The organism is uncultured Agrobacterium sp. (assembly GCF_913777885.1).
Lineage (GTDB): Bacteria > Pseudomonadota > Alphaproteobacteria > Rhizobiales > Rhizobiaceae > Agrobacterium.
Genome location: NZ_CAJYTV010000018.1, coordinates 64169 through 83736, shown reverse-complemented (window position 1 = coordinate 83736; position 19568 = coordinate 64169). Strand labels below are relative to the sequence as shown.

The following is a 19568-nucleotide window of genomic DNA, read 5'->3' as shown; positions in this document are numbered from 1 at the left end:
CGCTAGAACCGTTCAAAGCCCCGGCTGTGGGGCTGTTCGAAAGTTTCGGCAGGGCGCGATTACTGAGGAGCGCCGTTCTTTTCCTTCAATTCGGAAACCAGCTTGGCCAAATCGGTCTTATTCTGAAGGATGTCTTCCAGCATGCGCTCAAGATCTTCGGAGCGGTCCGCCTTGGACAGGAGATCGCGAAGTTCGTTCCTCGCATCCAGCAGTGCCTTCAGCGCCGGCACCTGCTGAACGATAGAGCCTGGCTCGAAATCTTCCATGCTCTCGAACTTCAGGTTCACCTGAATGTCGCTTCCATCCTTCTCCAGCGTGTTAGGCACCGCGATGTTGAGGCCTGGCGTCATGCGGCGCATGACCTCGTCAAAATTATCCCGATCCACCTGGACAAACTTACGCTCGCCGAACGGTTTCAGCGGTTGTGTGGGGTTGCCGGAAAAGTCGCCAAGAACCCCAACAACGAAAGGCAGCTCCTTAACAACCATCGCGCCTTCGGTTTCGACCTCATACTTGATGTGGACGCGCGGTTTGCGAACCCGTTCGAGCTTTTCATGAACACTTGCCATCTAGACCTCCTTCATGCGTATCCGCATGGTTGATTGCGAAAAGCGCAGCATCTGCGCTCCGGCTTACTGGTTTGCGTTATTGTCACCACTGGGTTTGATCCCAGCTGCGGTGAGAACAGCATTGCGGGCCTGGGCCTCGGGGAGAAGCTCTGCAAGCAGTTCTGAGAAATCCATGCGCCCCCTGCGAACCAATGTTTCGATTGCCAACGAAATAGGTGAGTGCGGTTCAGTTCGACGGAAATAACGCGCAACCAAAAGAAGAGTTTCAAACGCCTCGTCTCGGGATTGAATACCCTCTGGGTTGAGAGAAGTGGATTGGCGTGTTGTGGCTGGTGTGGACGTATGATCGTCGACCGGGGCAGGGGAGGCATCGCGGATGTGAGGCTGATCTAAGTCGCGGCCACCGAGAGAGCGAATTGCGGTTGAGGCTTCGATCAGCACGTTACGTATATTCGAGCTCGGAGGTGCATATTGACCGCAACGCTCGGTCAAAAGCGCCATCACCCGGTCGAAGGCCAAAAGACAAGCATTCACCTCCGCCAGATGAGAGGACATGGCGGCACTTCCGGCTTCCGTCGCTGCGCGATAAAGGTCTTCCTTAAGTGCCGTCTCATTCGGGCGCTGCGCTAACTGAAAGTCCCAGAGGCTGTTTTCGCCAAACTTTTTCCCGGGAATGAGAGATGTGAGGCGGAGAGGTTGGACAAGCGATCCTTCGCTGCCGACGCCGTTCAACCCAGCGAATGGCGCGAATTTGTCCTCTTCGCTCTCGTCGTCAATCGAATAAATCTTTTCCCAATGGTTGAGAAAAATCTCCTCGCACATTTCGTAAACCTGATGAAGGCCAGCGAAACCCTCAAGCCTCAACTTTGCTTCCGCCAGCCACGCTAGAATTTCAACGTCACGACTTTCGGAATATATAATATGCAATCCAAGATTGTTGACGTTCTCCCAGTTACTCGAAACTTTCAGAACTTCCTGCGGCGAAGCCGTCCGCTCTTCTGTCCGTGCTTGGTTTCGTTCGTCCTTAATCTTGTAATATATTTCACGAGTTCTAGCATTGTCGCGAATGTTTTCTCCGCAATCTCCTGAAAATTCTACAATAGCTTTATCGGTTTTCGCGTCCAAATGCAGTTTTTCCTCTAGTAAATGTAATAGTTTTGTGACGCCTTATTCCGTAACGTAAGGATATACAACTGTCAGACTTAAGACAGACTTCCTGAAAATGTGTCTAAATTGCGGCATGTGCCTTTTCGGTTACTAAATAAAAAAATCAACTTGTGGCTAGACAACTCAGGTTCATCATCTTAATTGTACTACGCAACGTTGTGAATTGATTAAGGCCGGGAGGCTCTTCGCATGTCGCATATCGATCTCAATCGCCTCATCGGAGCGCTTGAGCCTGGGCTGCGGGTCGCCTTGGAGGCCGCCGCATCCATTGCGGTACGGATGGGCCATCGTTACGTTGACCTTCCACACTGGCTGAAGTCGGTTGTAGAATCTGAGAATTTTGTTGCTGACCTGAACGAGTTGGGCATTCCGCTGCAGCGTTTGCGTTCGGAGATCGACAGGAGCTTGGAAGACGCGATTGTTGGCAATGGCGAGGATTTATCACTGTCGCAAAACGTGCTTTCTGCGGGCCGCGAGGCTTGGCTGCTTGCCTCTCTCGAGGCAGGCCGTAAGCATGTTGTGCTTGGTGATCTTCTTCTCTCGCTCGACGAAGAGGAATCTCTTCGATCTCTCGTTCGATCCACTTTTCCATCGATGAAAAGCATGGACCGAAACGCTCTTCAGCGACTGCGGAGCGCCGGAAGTGGCAGTGAGGCAGGCGGGGAAGAACTGCCCAACGACGGGACGGTTCGATCGGCAGAGCCTAACGATTTCTTACGTCTTTACACCCAGGATATGACGGTCGACGCACGAGCCGGTCGCATTGATCCGGTTATAGGCCGGGATGACGAACTCCGGCAGATTGTCGATATTCTTACCCGACGCAGGCAGAACAATCCTATTCTTGTCGGCGAGGCGGGTGTTGGAAAGACGGCTGTGGCGGAGGCGCTGGCACTCGAAATCGTTTCGGGAAATGTGCCGGAGAAACTCAAGAACGTTCGGCTACTGACGCTCGATCTTTCCCTGCTTCAGGCTGGTGCCGGTGTTAAAGGCGAATTCGAGCGTCGTCTGCATGGCGTTATCGACGCGGTTAAAAGGTCGGTAGAGCCGATCATTCTGTTCATTGATGAGGCCCATGGCTTGATTGGCGCTGGCGGCGCGGCCGGACAAGGAGATGCCGCCAATATTCTCAAGCCCGCTCTTGCGCGCGGCGAAGTGAGAACGATCGCGGCGACCACATGGAGCGAATACAAGAAATATTTTGAGAAGGACGCCGCTTTGACCCGGCGCTTCCAGCCCGTCCATGTTCGTGAGCCGGACGAAGCGACAGCCATCCGGATGCTGAGAGGTGTGGCCGATACATTCGTCAAGCATCATAACGTGATCATTCGCGATGACGCGATTGTCGCGGCCGTGCAGCTTTCGGCCCGCTATCTGCCGGCACGGCAGCTTCCCGACAAGGCGGTCAGCCTGCTGGATACGGCGGCCGCCGCTGTTTCGCTTGCCCGGCAAACATTACCGCAGAAGCTTGGCGCGTTGACAAGCGAACAGCGCCTTCTGGCCACGGAACTTGAATGGTTGAAGCGTGAACCGGCCAGTGACGATGTGGCTGCGCGTCAGGCAGCCATAGAGGGCGAAATCTCGTCTCTGGGAACAGAGATACACGATTTGCAGGCGCGCTATGATCTAGAGATGCGCGAATTGCTGGCGTCCGAAGAGGCCGTCGATCAACCGATCCAGTCAAATGTCGCGCCCCTGCGGGTCGCCTCTTCAAAGCTTGATGCCGAAAAGCTTATTCCCACCGTGGTGGACAGGGAGGTTATCGCCTCCGTCGTATCACGCTGGACCGGCATTCCGCTTGGTAAACTGCTCGCGGACCAGATTGAGAGCGCTCGGACACTCGACGAGCGGATGAAGCAACGGGTTATTGGTCAGGACGCTGCAATCGAACGGATATCCGATGCCATGCGCGCTGCTCGCGCAGGCCTTTCCGACCCACGTCGCCCGCCTGCGGTTTTCTTTTTGGTGGGCATGTCCGGTACGGGCAAGACCGAGACGGCGCTATCGCTGGCCGACCTTCTCTATGGCGGCAGCAACCATCTCACCACCATCAACATGTCGGAATTCAAGGAGGAGCACAAAGTCTCGCTGCTGCTCGGCTCTCCTCCCGGTTATGTAGGGTATGGCGAGGGAGGTGTGCTGACGGAGGCCGTTAGGCGGCGCCCCTTCGGCGTGCTTCTGCTCGACGAAATCGACAAGGCGCATCCGGGCGTCCAGGATATATTCTATCAGGTGTTCGACAAGGGTGTTCTGCGCGATGGTGAAGGTCGCGACATCGACTTCAAGAACACCACGATCGTTCTTACCGCCAACACGGGCTCGGATCTGCTCTCAGCACTGGCCGCTGACCCTGACACGATGCCGGAAGGCGAGGCGCTTGAAGCCCTGTTGATGCCGGAACTGACGAAGCAGTTCAAACCGGCCTTCCTTGGCCGCACGATCATTCTCCCATTCATGCCGCTTGGCACTGAACAGCTTTCCAGGATTGTCGATATTCAGATCGAAAAAATCGGCGATCGCGTGAAGGCTACCTACGGAGCAGAGCTTTCGCTTTCCGATGAGGCGCGGGCAGCACTGGTCAACAAGGCGGGCTCCAGCGACATCGGGGCACGCGCAATCGAAATCATGATGGGCAAGGATCTTCTGCCACCTCTTTCAAGCTTCTTCCTTGAGAGTGTTGTCGCCGGCGAAACCGTTGGCAAGGTCACTGTCAATTTTGATGGCACGCGGTTCGGCGTTCGCGCCGAAGCGGCTGGGGAAAAAGGCGATTTCGCTCCGGCAGATACCGGGGTGGATGAAGTTGTCGCATCCAAAGGGGCAACCCGGCGTGTGCGGCGTCAGGTCGAAAGGTAACGGGGCCTCGGAGCAAGAGGTCGTTTAAAACAGGAGCTTACAGCATGCCAATTTATCTGCAGTTGGACGGTATTCAGGGTGATGCGACTCATCAGGAACATCGCAAGTGGATGGACATCGAAGCAATCCACTGGAATGTGACGCGAAACATGAACACCGCTGCTGGTTCTGCAGCAAATCGTGAGGCATCCGAGCCAACTATCTCGGAAGTCATTCTCACGAAAGTCAGCGACTCCTCCTCCACAAAGCTTTTCCAGGAAGCGTGCTCTGGCCGACAGGGGAAAACTGCGACCATCCACCTGGTCACCACCGGCGATCCCGGCAACACCTATATCCAGTATCTTCTGACCAACACGCTGATCGCCAGCTATTCGGTCGATTCCAGTGGCGACCGTCCCGTCGAGACGATTAAGCTGAACTTCACCAAGATCGAAGTGAAGTACACTCCTGCAGATGAAAACAACACGCCTCAGTCTCCAATGATCGCCTCTTACGATCTGGCGACGACCAAGGCCGCCTGATGATGTTGATCCGGTGCCCCCACGGGCACCGGATTACCTATCCCGGGCTTTGCGGACCGATGGTGCTCAAGTGCTCACGGGGCCGCGTATGCTGGTTGTATCGTCCATCATGGAAGGCGTCTTGAATGCCCAATTTTTCCGTTTCTACTGATAATTTTACTGTTCGCCCGGTGCGACAGGACGAAGTCGTGGCCCCTCAAAAAATGGGTAGGGGACCAGACCTTTCCTATATGACTCTTCCGGATGGCCCCAGACAGTTCAACCAGCGGGCCGCAGTTGGCGGCGCTGCGGCTGCGGTTTTCAGCCAGGCTGCGGCCGCTCTGAACGAACACTCCGTTTCCGTCTGGTTGCGGAAGTGGCTACAGGCCCATGAAGCGAAGATTGGCCAGGCGTTGCTGCAGCATGGGCACAGCGCTTTTGCTTTGCAGGTAAACTACGCTGTCGCCAACTCTTTCGGCAATCAAATGTTCTTGTCGCGAGACATATACCTGCTCGGTACCGCGCCGAGCGCAAAAGAGATTGGCACCGTTCTGACGCCTGACGTGATGTTCGGGCCGAAGGCCGATGCCGTTCCCAACTACGCGACCAAATTCAAATACGCCTATCTGGTTGGAGAGCGTCGGTGACGAACGCCCAAACCGACGTCGTGCCACTTGATCGAGTTCGTTTCCTCGGGCGGATAGCCAGGTGCGAATATTCGAAGCAGGGTCTAGCCGCTTTGCTTCGCAAAAAGCAGTAGTGAAAGCCATAATCCATGCGTGTCGCTTCTCATTTGATAGATTGCGGAGATAGACCATGACCGACCAACCCTCATCGTCTGATTTCATTCAGGCGAGCCGTGTTCTGAAGGTCAAGTCGCCGTTGGGAGAAGACCAGCTTCTTCCCGAACGCATGGTGATCCAAGAGGGCGTGTCGCATCTCTTCGAGATTCAACTCAGCGTCCGTGCCAAGAAGGAAGCGGTGAAGCCTGAAGAGCTGATCGGTCGTCTGGTTGATGTCTCTGTAGAGGTAAGCCAGGGTGATGGCGAAGCGGGCAGCGGCGTGCGTCGCCCCTTCAACGGTCTGGTGACGGAGTTACATGAAGGCCCGCCCATCACTCGCGGCCTTCGGTCTTACGCCATGACCATCCGCCCGCAAATGTGGCTTTTGTCCCGCCGCTCCGACTGCCGCATCTGGATGGACAAGACGGTGGTTGAGATTGCCGAGACATTGTTTTCCGAACATGGCATTCCAGCACCCGACACATCCGGCATCATCACGCCACCGCCCCCACAGCACTACAGCGTGCAATGGAACGAAACTGACCTCGACTATCTCCTGCGCCGCTTCGAGGAAGATGGGCTCTTCTACTGGTTCAGCCATGAAGACGGCTCCCACAAGCTGCATATTGCCGACAGCGCCAATGGCTGGCTTGGGCCTTCATCCTCCGCTCAAGGCGAAGGCAGGGTGAGACTGGCGCAGGGCTCTTCGGACCGCAACCACATCAATGACTGGGCGCGCGTCAGCAAGGTGACCAACATCGGCCAGACCGAAGTTAGGCAGGTGGGAAAGCAGCAAAACCTTACCATCGGCAATGAACAGTATGTCGAGGTTGGAAAAGGCCAGTACACGCGTGTTGGTGAGAAGATTACCGTCAATGTCGGCAAGCTCTACAATCTCGTGTCGGAGGAAAAGTACCACGGTGAAGCGAAGGTTTGGGAGATTTTCGGGGATGACGAAATCCGGCTTTCCACGCCGGGTGGTTACATCTCCCTTACGAAAAGCGGCATCAAACTCTTCGCGCTGAAGATCGATATCGAGGGCAACCAGATCAACTTCAGGAAAGGCGGACCGGGTGAAGCTCCCTCTTGCTTACGAAATATGACGGTAACTTCAACTCCGTTTGTTGGTTAGTCACGATGGATGATTTGTCTAAACTTCAAGAGGTTTTGCAGCGGTCGCAAAGGCCATTGTTTGCAGTCCTTGATGGTGCACAATTTCCCGATCTTCCAACAACGCTGTCTGATGGAGATCTATTTCATCGATCTCTCTACCGCGCGTCCTCGCGAGGTGGCCAAGATCAAGACCGGCGCGCCCCGCAATTGGTGTGGCTTGACCGAGGGCGTCATGCAGCTTCCCAAACAGTGAACAGGCCAATTAGACAAGCCTCACTGGATCGACTGATCGACTTGATCAAAGGTAAGCACGCTTGCGTTTTTTGGGAATGCGCAGCTGGTGGTGAGAAGCTTTATCACCATTTGAGAAAAATCAACGTAGTGCTGTTTCCAAGACATGCACAAGTGGATCAAGGCAAAAGCTATGAGGTCGATCCACGCCCTAACGCGGATGAATCCGTAGCCCCGCACGGTCACCTGAAGAGGGTCATCCTGCGCCATAGCGACCCTAACGTAATGGCTCAAATTATACCCACACTCAGCCGAGGTCAGTATCTTCGTCTCCTTGGCCCAGCAGACGCGATCATCTTCCAACCGGATGAGGAGTGGGGCGACAGTATAATGCGAGCCAGCCGCAAGGGTGATGCCGCGTCTGCGCCTAGGGGTTTTCTGACTTTCAACATGAGAAATATTGATGAAATTGAGCATCAACGTCGGGAAGCAGTCGCGGGCAAACGCGTGGCTTACCTGCGGAAGGTTGCGCCGGATTTTACCGTTACAAAGAGTGACAACGAATTGCGCGACCTTGTGCGGCGGCAGGATACTGAAGCGGAGGAACTTGGATTGAGGCTAGAGTACTCTCGGAAACTATGGGCGTTCATGATGTTGATTTCTGATGAGAAAAGCGGTCAGGCGCCTGAGGTGCGAGCCTATATTCGATCTGGTCCAGATACTCCTGACCAAAATTTTGCAGTGCTATTTAATAAGACGAAGAGCGTTGTTCGCGTCCATAGGAGAGCTGACTGATGCCTCCCTTGTTGGCAGTTGGAGGCGGGCTCGCGCTCGCTGGTGGAGGAACGGCCGCAGCAGGCGGAGCGACTATTTCCGCAGGCACCGCCGCATGGTTACTCGGAGGGGCCGTAGTAACGACAGGAGCAATCGTCTATGGCGATGACATCGTTAACGGCGTCAGCGGAGCAATGTCAAACGCCCAGTCGGAAGCTCAGTCAGAGGATCAGGCAGTACCTGCAACTCGAACCGTAACTTGCGCTCGCTGCGCCCAAAATCTCTGCGCTTATCTTGCCTGTGGAGCTCCTGGCAGCGCCTACCGCGGCGGAGCTCACGGCTGCATGACTGATACTCCCGAGACGGTGGGAGATGGATTAGACAGCCACCATATGCCAGCAGATTCAAAATCACCTTTGCCCAGACCTGTGGGGCCAGCGATACAAATGGATCCGGTTGATCATCGCCTCACCGCTTCGTATGGTGGCCGCGTTCATGGACCAAGCTACGCGCTGCAACGCGGCCTTCTTTCGCGCGGCCAGACCTACGCTGCCTTCATGGCTGACGTCGTTGACGCCCGTAGAGTGGCAACGTTGCAGGGCGACCCAACAAAATACGACTCGGCCATAGCGGAGGCGACGGCGTATGCCGAGTGCCTTAAACGAAACGGAATAATGAAATAGGAACGGATCATGATTACGGCAGGGGATGATTGGAAGATTTTTCCACGCGAAGGACTGGGTCAGCTCAAATTTGGTATGTCTCCAGCGGAAGTTGACGTTTGGTCGAAAACTTATGGCGCGATTGCGGGTCGCGGTAGCGACCGGGCTTCTGACAAACTTTTGAAAGACACGTTAGAGCAATTTGGCGGAGCAATGAGCGAGGAAGAGAAGCAGGCTTTCATAGCCGCATATGCTCAGGTTGGCCCATCTTCGGATAGCGTCACGGAAACGCGGGGCAACCCGGGCCTTATTCTCAGATATGAAGCTGAGCGTTTAGTCGAGATAATGCCCGCTATTGGGCAGCGACCTATATTTCTTGATGGAGTCGACTTGCTAGCAGTGGGAGCGCTGGAGGCTTTGGCGGTGCTGGAGCGTCTTAACGGCAGACCGGGCAGGTATGCCAACACGGAAGCTGCATTCGATGAGCTTGCCATTTCGACTGATGGCTTCTGCGTTACAGAAAAGGCGGCAGGTGTGCGAACGCTTAGCGACGGTGATGAGCGTTTCCAGGGCCGTACTGTAATCTTGCGCGAGAAGCCATATCTCCCCGAGGAAGAGATGGAGCGATTTATCGTTCACTCAGTTTTGGAGTAGTAAGGCATGTCGAAATATTTGGCCAAGCAGAGAGGCCCTGACAAAATCGCTACCACTAGGCTCATACTTCGGCGGCCTGTTCTGAGCGACGCTTACAGACTTTACGTCATGCTTACGGATCCGGAGCTTTTCCGTTACAGCCCCGTCCCGTTCACTGGCACATTGACTGACGTCAAGCACATAATCGTTGAGTGGGACGAGAGCTGGGACAAGGGCTTGATTACTTACGTCGTTGCACGAAAAGAAGTAGTGGATGAGCCTATCGGATTCGTGAACATCGGCCCAGACGAAGAACTTGGCGGCGCTTTAATGAATGATTTTTCAGGCCAGGGTTTCTCAGAAGAGATCATGCGCGGGCTGATTTCTGAGCTTGGTCTAACAAAAGCATGGACACTGATCGACGCAAAGGTGGCACCTTTAATCCGTCTGCTTGAAAAGGTCGACTTTCACGTCGAAAGAATGCTGCCGCATCACAGAATACATCCGCTTGTTTCGTCAGAACGGCGAGACTGTGTTCTCATGCGACAGAACGGCCGGGCAAGATGAATGATGTGAAGGCGGTGGTGACGTAGACTCGAGATTGAATGAGTACGTAGGTGAAAAAGAGGTATTCATAATGGTTGGCCGCTCAGTTTCCCTTAAGGGCCATATGCATGTTTGTCCAATGGTCGATCCTGGGCCAAAACCGCATGTTGGAGGACCTGTTGTCTCTAGTCAGCAAAGCTTCGTTACAGTCGAGGGAGTGCCGATTGCCACTGTCGGAGACAGTTTACTGTGCACGGGCGTGCCAACAACCTCTGATAAAATCACGGAGGGTTCTTCGGTGGCAAACATTGAAGGAAAAAAGATTGCTCGACTTGGTGACTCCTGCGCTCACGGAGGAAAATTAGTGCAGGGTGTTTCCTGGCTGACGTTTGAGTAGAAGCGATTATCTCCACCTACGCCGCGGTCTGTGAGCAAAAGCATATTTACCTTACTTCACCTGCGAATGTGGCTTTTGTCCCGCCGCTCCGACTGCCGCATCTGGATGGACAAAACGGTGATAGAGATTGCCGAGACGCTGTTTTCCGAACATGGCATTCCAGCACCCGACACATCCGGCATCATCACGCAACCGCCCCTACAGCACTACAGCGTGCAATGGAACGAAACTGACCTCGACTATCTGCACAGACGGAGTCGTTCAAGCTCCGGCACCAGCACGGCTGATCCAGGCAGGGCTGCCGACGGAAGCGACCGTCGCCCACGTGCTGGTTTCCAAATATGCCGATCATCTACCGCTCTATCGGCAGGCCCAGATCATGAGCCGCCAAGGCATTGATATCGACCGTTCCACGCTGGCCGATTGGGTCGGTTGGGCAGCCTATGAACTGCGGCCCGTCTTCTATGCGTTGATCGCCGACCTGAAGCGCTCAACCAAGCTGTTCATGGACGAGACCCGTGCCCCGGTGCTTGATCCCGGTTCGCGCAAGACCAAGACCGGATACCTCTGGGCGCTGGCGCGGGATGACCGGCCGTGGAGTGGCAGTGCTACGCCAGGTGTCGCCTTTACCTACGCTCCCGGTCGCGGAGGTCTTCATGCCGAACGGATATTACAGCGATTCTCTGGCATCCTGCAAGTGGATGGCTATGCCGGATACAACAGGCTGATCGCTCCTGACCGTGTCGGATCAGACATTCAGCTTGCCTATTGTTGGGCCCATGCGCGGCGCAAACTGGTCGAGATTACCCGCAACGGCGCAGCACCGATTGCCGAGGACGGCGTCAAACGGATCGGTGAGCTGTATCGCATCGAGGCCGAACTGCGTGGCCTCGATCCAGAGGCTCGCCTTGCGGGGCGACAGGAACGTTCCGCCCCTCTGATCGCTGACATGCAGACCTGGCTCGTCCACCACCGTGCCTGCGTAGCGACCAAATCCCCTCTCGGCGAGGCTTTGGCCTACATCGCAAATATTGGGATGGTCTGAAGTTCTTCCTGACTGATGGCCGTATCGAGATGGATAACAACAGCGTCGAGCGCACCATCCGGCCGATAGCCCTGAACCGCAAGAACGCGCTCTTTGCGGGCCACGATGCTGGAGCTGAGACCTGGGCCACTATCGCATCGCTTATCGAAACGTGCAAGCTCAATTCGGTTGATCCTTTGGCCTACCTGACTGCCACCTTCACCGCCATTGTCAACGGGCACAAGCAGAGCCGGATCGATGAACTGCTACCTTGGAATTATTCCGGGCGAACAAACGGTTGAAGTCCGCTTCGGCCCAAAGCGGTCAGTGAGGTTGCTCAACTTTGCGAATCCTCTAATTTCTCAATTGATTATGGAGAAGACTGATATGACATGGCTTATCCACTCTTTCTCGGGAATTGGGCCCATACAATTCGGCATGACTCCAGAGGATGTCGCCACACATATCGGAACACCAGACCGGTCGAGACGAGGCCTTCGGTCTGATACGTTCAGTGAACATCGCGGTACCAAAGCGCCAATCGTGCGTTATCGAGGAAACCGCGTTCGCGAGATCGAAGCCTTCTACGACATTGGGGTAGTTATGTTTCGAGGAATATCAATTTTCGAAACGAACGGATTAAAGGTACTCCGCGCATTGGAGCAGCTAAATGGGGGAGCTGCGATTTCTGCTGGTATCATACCGTTCGACAAGCTCGGCTTAACGGCGGGTCGCCTGGATGAAGATCCGCCCACAGGGCATTCGGTAACCGCCTTTACGTCCGGCACCTGGGACGGCAAGACCGCTGACTTCAAGAGCATCAGCTTCAATGACCGCTAATGGCGCATTCTTGCCTTCAATGTCGCAGCGGGATTCTTCGGAATTGTCTATCACGCTTGGTAAATGTGCGGGGAAATCACCGCTTACCGATTGGCGGCACTTTGCTGGTGACCGGACATAATTCACAGCCATACATCCGGGAAGACGATCAATGGAACTGGTTCAACCGGGAAAATCTCCCGCTCCCCGATGATGAATTTGACCATCTCGTGTTCGGCACAGTAGCGGGACCATACCGTGATGACGACTACATGACGGTTACCTGCGTACCCAAACCATTGGGCAGGAAATTAACTGAAGAGCAGGAGGAACGCCCAGCGGAGCTGTTTGAGTTGGGACGCCCGGATGAGGCGTTTGCCATCCACCACGCGGCGGAAGGCGAGACGAAAGTTATGAAGGGTCGGCTCTATCACTGGAACGGCGCGCATTGGAAAATGACAGCCACGCCGCGAGATGGACAGCACTACCCCCGGGCCAGCGGTGCTTTCCGACGTTTCCGTGGAGGCTCACGACAAAGTTTGGGTGGTCGGTGAAAGCGGTGTAATCCTGGAGGGCAAGGAGAGACCATTGCCGAGCGGTGAGGCAGAGAAAGTTCTAAGAAGAGGCCATTATTGATGTTTGACAACGAATGGAATGCAACTTTGCAAGCAGCTGCCGCGCGCGACGCAGATCATTTCACCATTTGCATCGGCGAACTCGAATACGATGATCCATTTACGGCAATCATCTCCTATGACGGACAATTTTCTCAACCCTGGAGCCGAGTGGATGTCCACCGTGAAATCGTAGATGTCTCTTACATGGATATCGCTGGCTCCGAAGGTATCTCTCCTGTCGCGCTTAGCAGTGAGGGGGATGTCTATGTCGTGAAAGACGACTGGGCGGAACATTCCAAGATACCCGGTGCTGGTGTTCTTAGCGAAGACGCGGAAGGCTTAGGTGCTGTGCATGCGTTGGTGGTGAACGGTAGTCGCCAATACGTCGTCGGCGACAGCCGCCAATTGTACCAGCGGGATGGGCTGGGTGACTGGGAAAGATTATCCGCAGACGCATCACGCTCGCCCGGTTATGAGGCGGAGCATTTCGCACATGCCGCCTTGGTCGACGGCCGTCTACTAATAGTCGGTTTCCAACGGTCGCATTCCGAAACAACGGCTGAGGACCTCAATCCAAAGCGATGGGAGAACATGACGGCCGAACAATTTCTCGCAATGATGGACGAAGATCAGGCGGAGCGAAGCGCGAAGCCACGCATCCAGAGCGTCTATCTTCATGATAAGAGCGAATTCTCACGTCTCGCTGTTCCAGAGGACTGCGTGATCTCCGGTATCTACAGCGAACCAGACGGCGCGATTTGGCTGCTAGGCGTGTCAGGTCTCATTCTAAAGGGGAATTACCGCGGAGAATTTGAGAAGGTTGGTTTCTACGGAGACACTGAAACATTGTTCAGCGCAGCGAGACTAAATTCGACATTATACCTAGCAGCCGACGACGGGCTCCGGCGCTTCGATGAGCATAAGCTTAACGTGATAAAGCCGAGATTAAACTCTCAGTCGATAAATAATAATGTTCCTACTCCACTGAAAATCCAAGCTTTTTGCAGCACGCTGGTATACTTTGACCGCAAACATGGAGTGGCTCGTTGGGACGGGGCGAGGTGGGAGTGGTTCGAGCTTCCGCCAGAATTGCTTGAACGTCATTTCAAGGGTCTTTCTCGTGGTCGACCGTGATATTATCCCGCCTCGCGAGCCTCCGATGTCATAAAGCCGGATCTGCAATGAAACATTCGCTATCTCTGAGAGAAGCGATGGTCCTGGATCTTTTGCGAAACAGTCCACCGGCCGGAAAAGCCTTTCCTGGCCCCTGTCTAAATGAGCAGAGAGAGACAAATGAATGCTCTGGCGAACCTCAGTTTGACTGCTGCCATGGCATTGTCGGAAAAGAAATTCTGGGTCGCGTTCATTGACGCGGAATATGATAAGATGTATTCGATTATTCTGGTTTACGAAGGCGACTATGAGGAGCCTTGGACAAGGTTCGACATCCCGCGCATCATTGATAGCGTAACGGGCTGGATCGATGAGGACGGAAAGCCTGTTATCTTCATAAAAAGCGACGAGGGAGATGTATACGATCTCTCGGCTGGTGCGGCGCCTCAACACAGTAAGGTCGAGGGAACGGGCGTTTACGGCGAGGATGCCGCCGGGCTTGGATACACGAACCGTATCGTTTCGATTGGTAATACTTCGCTGATAACTGGACACAATTCCCAGCTATACATCCGAAAAGATGGTCGTTGGACGTGGTTCAACCGGGAAAAGCTGCCGCTGCCCGATGATGACTTTGACCATCTCGTGTTCGGCGCAGTGGCGGGTTTGTCCCTCGATGACGTCTACATGACGGTTACCTGCATACCCAAGCAATCGGGACGGAAATTGACCGAGGAATAGGAAGAACGGGCGGCGGAACTCTTCGACCTAGGACGCACGGACGAAGCGCTCGGTATCCACCACGCGGCGGAAGGCGAGACGAAGGTTATGGAGGGGCGGCTCTATCACTGGAACGGTGCGCACTGGAAAGTGGCAGCCACGCCGCGAGATGGACAGCACTACCCCCAGCCAGCGGTGCTTTCCGACGTTTTTGTAGATGCTCCCGACAAAGTTTGGGCGGTCGGTGAAAACAGTGTAACCTTGGAGGGCAATGCTGACCGAGGATTCAGAGACGTGTCCTTCAAGGGAGACGATGAAGACCTGAGGTCCATTACATGCTTTGGGGGCAGGATGATTCTTGCATCGGATTATGCACTACATTCCTCTGACGGGCATATCATGTCGCCGCTCAAACCGACACTCGATCCGACCATCAACAAGAACGTCCCCAACCCGCTCAGAATACAAACAGTTGGAAACACGCTCTACTACTTTGACAGAAAGCACGGTGTTCAGATTTTTGATGGAGCAGACTGGATTGCCATCGACATTCCAGCTGCCCTGCTAGAGCGATAGACACTTTAGGATAGGACCTGGCACGCTCTCTTTTCTGGACTAAGCATGCGGTTCCCCTAGGCGACCGGCGTAAGCACCTGATGACCTACATCATGGAGACTAAGGCTTTGAATCTGCCACAAATTTCGCAAGAAGAGAAACTTATCGCGAAGTATCTAGAGACAAGCTTGGGCAAACGTCCAAAGTTCTTTATTCACAGGGATGAGCCGACAGATCCCGTATATGTCGCTATTGGGCGGGTCAGTGATAGTCCTTCTCCTCAACTTACCGCGTTCGCCACCAACGGCATTTCTAATTATCCACTGTATGCCTCCGATGGGAGTGTGTATTCTGATACTCGCCTAGAACTTGTCGGTGCTTGCGAAACAGGTCAAGCCGACGAGTTCGAACAAATGATTTTCTTCTCTGCTCGGACGATAATAAAGCAAAAATGGTTTTGTGCGCCCGGCACTTTTTTAAACAATGCAGTTTCCCGCTTCGGCAAATTCGGCGATATGCAGCATCTCTACTTCACCACGCCTTTTGGATTCGATGGGTTCTCAACTGAAAGCTTTGGTGAACGGAAAGTGTCATGGCTTTCTCCCGTTCCAGTTTCTTCAGCTGAGGTTCAGTTTGCGCGGGAGAATTCAACTGAAAAGTTAGAAGAGGCATTCGAGGAGAACGACGTCGATTGGTTCAACTTGAAACGAGCATCAATTTTTTGATGTGCGTAGGAAATATAAAAGGTTGCCTGCCTACGCGAGGGTGTACCCCTTCGTGGCATGCTGGCTGAAGTGAGCAGCTAAGTAACATCTGAGTTGACACGGCCTATTTGTGATATTGTAGCCATGACCCTTAAGCAGGAGGTTACATATGGCCCGCATCGGTTACGCACGTGTGAGTACAGTTGATCAGAATCTTCGAAGCCAACGTGAATGGCTTCGCGGTAAGCCCACGGTGAAGGCCGTCTTGCGCTGACAGCCTTCTAACTGCCAGTTTTGGTGGTAACACTAGACCGTATGTTTGTTGGTGAGGGACATACGGGACGTTAGAAGAAATGCAGAAGAAGGTGGCGACATAACGAAATATAACGAGGCAACCCGCGGGCTTCTCGCATACTATAATTGTTTGAGAGATCATGGTTGGCTACCCGGTAAAAAAAGTACGAGACGAAGATGGATTGGGAAATCGTTTCCTTTGAAGGCATAGGAGCTATCAGATTCGGAATGACGCCGAACGAAGTAGCAGATGTCGTCGGTCCTCCCGATCGATCCAGGCGAGGATTGCGATCTGGCTCCTTCAACGAGTTTCGTGCCAACAGGACACCGATCGTGCGGTACAACGAAAACCGAGTCAGGGAAATTGAAGCGTTTTACGATCTAGAATCAGTAACATTTCAGGGAATCGATATTTTCAAGTCGGATGGGCTGGAGGTCCTTCGTCGATTGGGGAAACTGAATGGCGATGCGAAATTGTCTGTTGGTATTGTTGTTTTTGACAAACTCGGTTTGACCACTGGACGTCTGGATCAAGGCCCCCGCACAGGACATTCGGTGACTGCGTCCGCACGGGGCACGTGGAACGGCAAGTTGGAAGATTTTGAGGGCATTAGCTTCACGTGAGGGTTGATTTAATTATTCTCTCCCGAACTGCGAGTGTGTAGGGTCCTGGAACTGCTTGGTCCTGCTCGGCGGGAACTCGTAATCTCTATTGTCATCTAAGATCGCTAAATGAGGTTATGACCCCGGTTGAGCACGGTGGTGTATAGGTGATGGTAATCATTCGCATGAAAGGGGAAGACTACCGAGCGGCTGACCACCAAGCCGTACATATCGAGAGTTAGCTCGCTCCCCAACGCTGACGACCCACCGGCTCCGTGGCGGGATATTCCTAGCCCACAAATTCAGGAGATTATAATGTCTTTAGAGACAGATGAATCGGGGAGACTGGCCCTAAGTGGAATCCATGACAGTCTAGTCGCTGACCTTAGATTCATTGGTGCGGCAAAAACTCTTTTGTTCAAGCTCAAGTCTGGCGGCGTGGACACGATCATCAAAACGTCCAGTCTGCATACGCTAAACGTATCCGGCCTATGGGAAGGCTCGATCGTTACATGCGTGTTCGTATGGGATTTCGATAAGGTGCCGGATCGCTACATTTCTAATTCCGAAGTAGGCTGGTCGCACCTTTTCGAAGGAAGGATCAATGATCGAGAGGAAGTCGTCGCCCATATCGCCAGATATCAACGCCATATGACTAAGGGGAAACTAGTTTCAGTCGATTGCAGCTATGGCGGCAACATCTCTTTCCTCTGCGAGGACGTGATAATAGAGCAGCAATCTGACGAGCAAATAGATGAGCGAAATTAAGCCCGAAATATTGCTATCTAGACTATGAAGACTGCCGCGTTCGACATTTACCGATTTGAAAAGAAAGGTCATGGATGTTTCTAATCCACTCGACCCTGCCAAAAAATAATCGCTAAAAATTTCGACTGTCCAGATGTGAGAACTCTATCACCGAAGAACAAAGCGACTGCGTCTGACACTTATATCATATGTGCAGTAACATGAGCGCCGTTGTTGTAACGATTAGACAAGCAGGCGGTCTACTTGCGGCGGCGTTCTAGGTGGTATTATCGGTGGTGTACTTGTCGGCCCTGAAGGAGCTTGGATTGGCGTGCAGTGGAGTCAGGGTGGCGGCTACGCGGGACGCGTGGTGACCGAAGCGTTGGCGAGTTACAGGAGAATGCGGGCGCGACCGCTGAGCCAGATAGTCAAAATCAAGCCGTAGCTAAGCCGCCGACGGCGATTTTGGTTACGCAATGGCGGAAAAGTCCAACGGCTGCACCGCACGCAAAGTGGAAGACGGCCACACCTGGCATCACATGGAAGAGACGTCGACGATGCAATTGTTATACCGGCGTATTCACGGAACCAGATATGGGGGAGGCGCTCATTCGGGCGGGGCGGCTGCCGTCAAGGATCCGGCTTATTAGGAGAAGAAAATGCCAGTCACATTGAACGAAGCCATCGAGAAAATGAAGTCCAGCGGCGATTGGGATTACGAGCAGGATTCACTCTGGTCTGACCAAGAGATTTTAGATTATGAGGCCGAGACGGGATTGCTAATACCAGACCAGTTGGCCGATGTTTTAAAACGATACGGATGGAACGGTTTCGGGCGACCAGACAAGAACGCTCTGTTTCTCGCTACATTCGAGGACGGAACGCGGTCGGTGCATGAATCGCAGACACTCGTTTCGTCCAAGAAGACGATCTATCAGAATTATCGCATGTACATTGCCAAGCCCAACTGGCCAGACCAATTCACTTTGCCAATGGTGTTTTTTGGCACTGCAGATGGCGGCCAGGCGCTGACGGTTATGGACGGGCGCGACCGGTCCAACAACAAAGTCTATATCTGGGAGCAGGCCTCCGATCCGTTTGGTACAGGCAACAACGCTAGGGGGCTCGGTCTGGTCGCGCCATCGCTGTTCGAATTCTTCTACAGCCTGCGAAAGGTGGACGAGATTTGACACGCTTGGCGTGCATTGAAAGTGGCGGTTGGGAGTCGACCGTAAGCGAGCCAGCGCCCTACGTGCCGGTAGACTCGCGACTGGCGTCTGGCGGTCGTTTGCAGGATGAAACCCCTTGAGGCAAATCCGATCGGCCACTGGCGCCAGATGGCGCGCTAAGCAAGTCGATATGATCCGGGATGAAAAATTATGGAGGCATGGCAGATGGATATCGACCATGCACATAGGATTGCGAAGGAAGCAGGGGATCCAACTAAGTACGACGAAGCCATAAAAGAAGCAGAGGAATACGCAGCTTGCCGCGAGAAGAATGGGTTGAATACGCCCAAGGAGACCGATACGCCTGTCGATGTGCCTTTACCTGACCCGGCATCACCAGGAACCGGAAAAGCTAGCCCGTCCGAACCACCAGTATCTAAAGGAACAGACATGACTCTGGAAATTTACCTTGGAAAGGGAGTCGGGAATCTGAAATTTGGGATGGGTGTCAACCAGATATTACGAACGCTTGGCCAAGAAAAAGATCGTACTGTTCGTGACGACGTGACGGAGTTGTATTTTGACAATTACCTCAATTTAGCGTTTCGCGACGGCACTTTGTTTCAGATTGGCGCAACCCGATATTCTTCGGGGATCACTTACAAGAATATCGATATCTTTTCTGCCGAACCTTTATCAGTTTTGAAAATGATAGAGGCCGACGCAGGGGGAGCATTTGAGATGTACGGCTTCATAGTTTTCTTGCCGCTGGGCTTATCACTGACTGGCTTTCATGACGGTGACCTTGAAAACAAGGCAATGACCGTCGCAGTTCTTGAAGAATGGCAGTCTGTGAGGGACGAATTGAAACCAATCAGCTTTCTAGCTTGAGACCAATTTGATAGGTGGCGCGATTGCTATTCCCTTAGAGTGAATCTTTACGTTTCACGATAAGACGCAACTGCTTTTAGTGCTT

Annotated in this window: 21 protein-coding genes and 2 pseudogenes; 21 read left to right on the top strand and 2 right to left on the bottom strand. The window is 53.6% G+C overall.

Features of this window, described 5'->3' with window-relative positions:
• Positions 1–59 precede the first annotated feature (59 nt).
• Positions 60–569 (bottom strand): type VI secretion system contractile sheath small subunit, encoded by a 510-nt coding sequence (gene tssB, locus QZ869_RS17280; RefSeq protein ID WP_296014162.1) that lies wholly within the window; start codon positions 567–569, stop codon positions 60–62.
• Positions 570–632: 63 nt separating this feature from the next.
• A complete protein-coding gene (tssA, locus tag QZ869_RS17275) occupies positions 633–1694 on the bottom strand; it encodes a type VI secretion system protein TssA (RefSeq protein WP_296037854.1) in 1062 nt (353 codons plus the stop codon).
• A 231-nt stretch (positions 1695–1925) separates the two neighbouring features.
• Here tssA and tssH point away from each other — a divergent pair, with 231 nt between their 5' ends.
• From tssH to QZ869_RS17165, 21 genes and pseudogenes are all read left to right on the top strand, one after another.
• Entirely contained in the window at positions 1926–4589 is a 2664-nt protein-coding gene (gene tssH / locus QZ869_RS17270) for a type VI secretion system ATPase TssH (RefSeq protein WP_296106189.1), read from the top strand.
• A 44-nt stretch (positions 4590–4633) separates the two neighbouring features.
• The gene (locus QZ869_RS17265; RefSeq protein ID WP_296014167.1) at positions 4634–5110 is read left to right on the top strand and encodes an Hcp family type VI secretion system effector; all 477 of its coding nucleotides are present in this window, start codon (positions 4634–4636) and stop codon (positions 5108–5110) included.
• 125 nt (positions 5111–5235) lie between these two features.
• Positions 5236–5736, top strand: coding sequence for a hypothetical protein (locus QZ869_RS17260; protein ID WP_296083854.1), 501 nt, complete (start codon positions 5236–5238; stop codon positions 5734–5736).
• A gap of 169 nt (positions 5737–5905) precedes the next feature.
• Positions 5906–7003, top strand: a complete 1098-nt coding sequence (locus QZ869_RS17255; RefSeq protein ID WP_296106187.1) for a contractile injection system protein, VgrG/Pvc8 family — start codon at positions 5906–5908, stop codon at positions 7001–7003.
• A 5-nt stretch (positions 7004–7008) separates the two neighbouring features.
• Positions 7009–8010, top strand: coding sequence for a DUF4123 domain-containing protein (locus QZ869_RS17245; protein ID WP_367115337.1), 1002 nt, complete (start codon positions 7009–7011; stop codon positions 8008–8010).
• 671 nt (positions 8011–8681) lie between these two features.
• Positions 8682–9305 (top strand): hypothetical protein, encoded by a 624-nt coding sequence (locus QZ869_RS17240; protein WP_296106183.1) that lies wholly within the window; start codon positions 8682–8684, stop codon positions 9303–9305.
• A 6-nt stretch (positions 9306–9311) separates the two neighbouring features.
• Positions 9312–9851, top strand: a complete 540-nt coding sequence (locus tag QZ869_RS17235) for a GNAT family N-acetyltransferase (protein WP_296106181.1) — start codon at positions 9312–9314, stop codon at positions 9849–9851.
• Positions 9852–9921: 70 nt separating this feature from the next.
• Positions 9922–10227 carry a PAAR domain-containing protein gene (locus QZ869_RS17230; RefSeq protein WP_296106579.1) on the top strand — a complete coding sequence of 102 codons (306 nt, stop codon included), beginning with the start codon at positions 9922–9924 and terminating at the stop codon, positions 10225–10227.
• A gap of 63 nt (positions 10228–10290) precedes the next feature.
• Positions 10291–10482 (top strand): annotated as a pseudogene (locus tag QZ869_RS17225) (phage late control D family protein); the annotation flags it as partial.
• A pseudogene (locus QZ869_RS17220) lies at positions 10472–11553 on the top strand (IS66 family transposase); the annotation flags it as partial. The pseudogenes QZ869_RS17225 and QZ869_RS17220, both read left to right, overlap by 11 nt.
• An 85-nt stretch (positions 11554–11638) precedes the next feature.
• Positions 11639–12091 (top strand): hypothetical protein, encoded by a 453-nt coding sequence (locus tag QZ869_RS17215; protein WP_296106179.1) that lies wholly within the window; start codon positions 11639–11641, stop codon positions 12089–12091.
• Positions 12092–12192: 101 nt separating this feature from the next.
• Positions 12193–12624: a hypothetical protein gene (locus QZ869_RS17210; RefSeq protein WP_296106176.1), complete on the top strand. Its 432-nt coding sequence runs from the start codon at positions 12193–12195 to the stop codon at positions 12622–12624.
• A gap of 81 nt (positions 12625–12705) precedes the next feature.
• Positions 12706–13821, top strand: coding sequence for a hypothetical protein (locus QZ869_RS17205; protein WP_296106174.1), 1116 nt, complete (start codon positions 12706–12708; stop codon positions 13819–13821).
• Between the two features lie 159 nt (positions 13822–13980).
• Positions 13981–14541 (top strand): hypothetical protein, encoded by a 561-nt coding sequence (locus QZ869_RS17200; protein WP_296106173.1) that lies wholly within the window; start codon positions 13981–13983, stop codon positions 14539–14541.
• Positions 14542–14628: 87 nt separating this feature from the next.
• Entirely contained in the window at positions 14629–15096 is a 468-nt protein-coding gene (locus QZ869_RS17195; protein WP_296106171.1) for a hypothetical protein, read from the top strand.
• An 80-nt stretch (positions 15097–15176) separates the two neighbouring features.
• Positions 15177–15800 carry a suppressor of fused domain protein gene (locus QZ869_RS17190; RefSeq protein WP_296106169.1) on the top strand — a complete coding sequence of 208 codons (624 nt, stop codon included), beginning with the start codon at positions 15177–15179 and terminating at the stop codon, positions 15798–15800.
• A 450-nt stretch (positions 15801–16250) separates the two neighbouring features.
• Positions 16251–16697, top strand: a complete 447-nt coding sequence (locus QZ869_RS17185) for a hypothetical protein (RefSeq protein WP_296106167.1) — start codon at positions 16251–16253, stop codon at positions 16695–16697.
• A 294-nt stretch (positions 16698–16991) separates the two neighbouring features.
• Positions 16992–17444, top strand: a complete 453-nt coding sequence (locus QZ869_RS17180) for a hypothetical protein (RefSeq protein WP_296106166.1) — start codon at positions 16992–16994, stop codon at positions 17442–17444.
• A gap of 455 nt (positions 17445–17899) precedes the next feature.
• The gene (locus QZ869_RS17175) at positions 17900–18073 is read left to right on the top strand and encodes an HNH endonuclease (protein WP_296106163.1); all 174 of its coding nucleotides are present in this window, start codon (positions 17900–17902) and stop codon (positions 18071–18073) included.
• 9 nt (positions 18074–18082) lie between these two features.
• A complete protein-coding gene (locus tag QZ869_RS17170) occupies positions 18083–18613 on the top strand; it encodes an SMI1/KNR4 family protein (RefSeq protein WP_296106162.1) in 531 nt (176 codons plus the stop codon).
• Between the two features lie 204 nt (positions 18614–18817).
• Positions 18818–19483 carry a hypothetical protein gene (locus tag QZ869_RS17165; protein WP_296076479.1) on the top strand — a complete coding sequence of 222 codons (666 nt, stop codon included), beginning with the start codon at positions 18818–18820 and terminating at the stop codon, positions 19481–19483.
• Positions 19484–19568: the final 85 nt, after the last annotated feature.

Coding starts and splice junctions, on each gene's coding strand:
- QZ869_RS17190 (WP_296106169.1), top strand. CDS start 15,177: ATGACCTACATCATGGAGACTAAGGCTTTGAATCTGCCACAAATTTCG.
- QZ869_RS17200 (WP_296106173.1), top strand. CDS start 13,981: ATGAATGCTCTGGCGAACCTCAGTTTGACTGCTGCCATGGCATTGTCG.
- QZ869_RS17215 (WP_296106179.1), top strand. CDS start 11,639: ATGACATGGCTTATCCACTCTTTCTCGGGAATTGGGCCCATACAATTC.
- QZ869_RS17170 (WP_296106162.1), top strand. CDS start 18,083: ATGCCAGTCACATTGAACGAAGCCATCGAGAAAATGAAGTCCAGCGGC.
- QZ869_RS17255 (WP_296106187.1), top strand. CDS start 5,906: ATGACCGACCAACCCTCATCGTCTGATTTCATTCAGGCGAGCCGTGTT.
- QZ869_RS17240 (WP_296106183.1), top strand. CDS start 8,682: ATGATTACGGCAGGGGATGATTGGAAGATTTTTCCACGCGAAGGACTG.
- QZ869_RS17205 (WP_296106174.1), top strand. CDS start 12,706: ATGTTTGACAACGAATGGAATGCAACTTTGCAAGCAGCTGCCGCGCGC.
- QZ869_RS17265 (WP_296014167.1), top strand. CDS start 4,634: ATGCCAATTTATCTGCAGTTGGACGGTATTCAGGGTGATGCGACTCAT.
- QZ869_RS17175 (WP_296106163.1), top strand. CDS start 17,900: ATGGCGGAAAAGTCCAACGGCTGCACCGCACGCAAAGTGGAAGACGGC.
- QZ869_RS17235 (WP_296106181.1), top strand. CDS start 9,312: ATGTCGAAATATTTGGCCAAGCAGAGAGGCCCTGACAAAATCGCTACC.
- tssH (WP_296106189.1), top strand. CDS start 1,926: ATGTCGCATATCGATCTCAATCGCCTCATCGGAGCGCTTGAGCCTGGG.
- QZ869_RS17165 (WP_296076479.1), top strand. CDS start 18,818: ATGGATATCGACCATGCACATAGGATTGCGAAGGAAGCAGGGGATCCA.
- QZ869_RS17245 (WP_367115337.1), top strand. CDS start 7,009: ATGGATGATTTGTCTAAACTTCAAGAGGTTTTGCAGCGGTCGCAAAGG.
- QZ869_RS17185 (WP_296106167.1), top strand. CDS start 16,251: ATGGATTGGGAAATCGTTTCCTTTGAAGGCATAGGAGCTATCAGATTC.
- QZ869_RS17260 (WP_296083854.1), top strand. CDS start 5,236: ATGCCCAATTTTTCCGTTTCTACTGATAATTTTACTGTTCGCCCGGTG.
- tssB (WP_296014162.1), bottom strand. CDS start 569: ATGGCAAGTGTTCATGAAAAGCTCGAACGGGTTCGCAAACCGCGCGTC.
- QZ869_RS17230 (WP_296106579.1), top strand. CDS start 9,922: ATGGTTGGCCGCTCAGTTTCCCTTAAGGGCCATATGCATGTTTGTCCA.
- QZ869_RS17180 (WP_296106166.1), top strand. CDS start 16,992: ATGTCTTTAGAGACAGATGAATCGGGGAGACTGGCCCTAAGTGGAATC.
- QZ869_RS17195 (WP_296106171.1), top strand. CDS start 14,629: ATGGAGGGGCGGCTCTATCACTGGAACGGTGCGCACTGGAAAGTGGCA.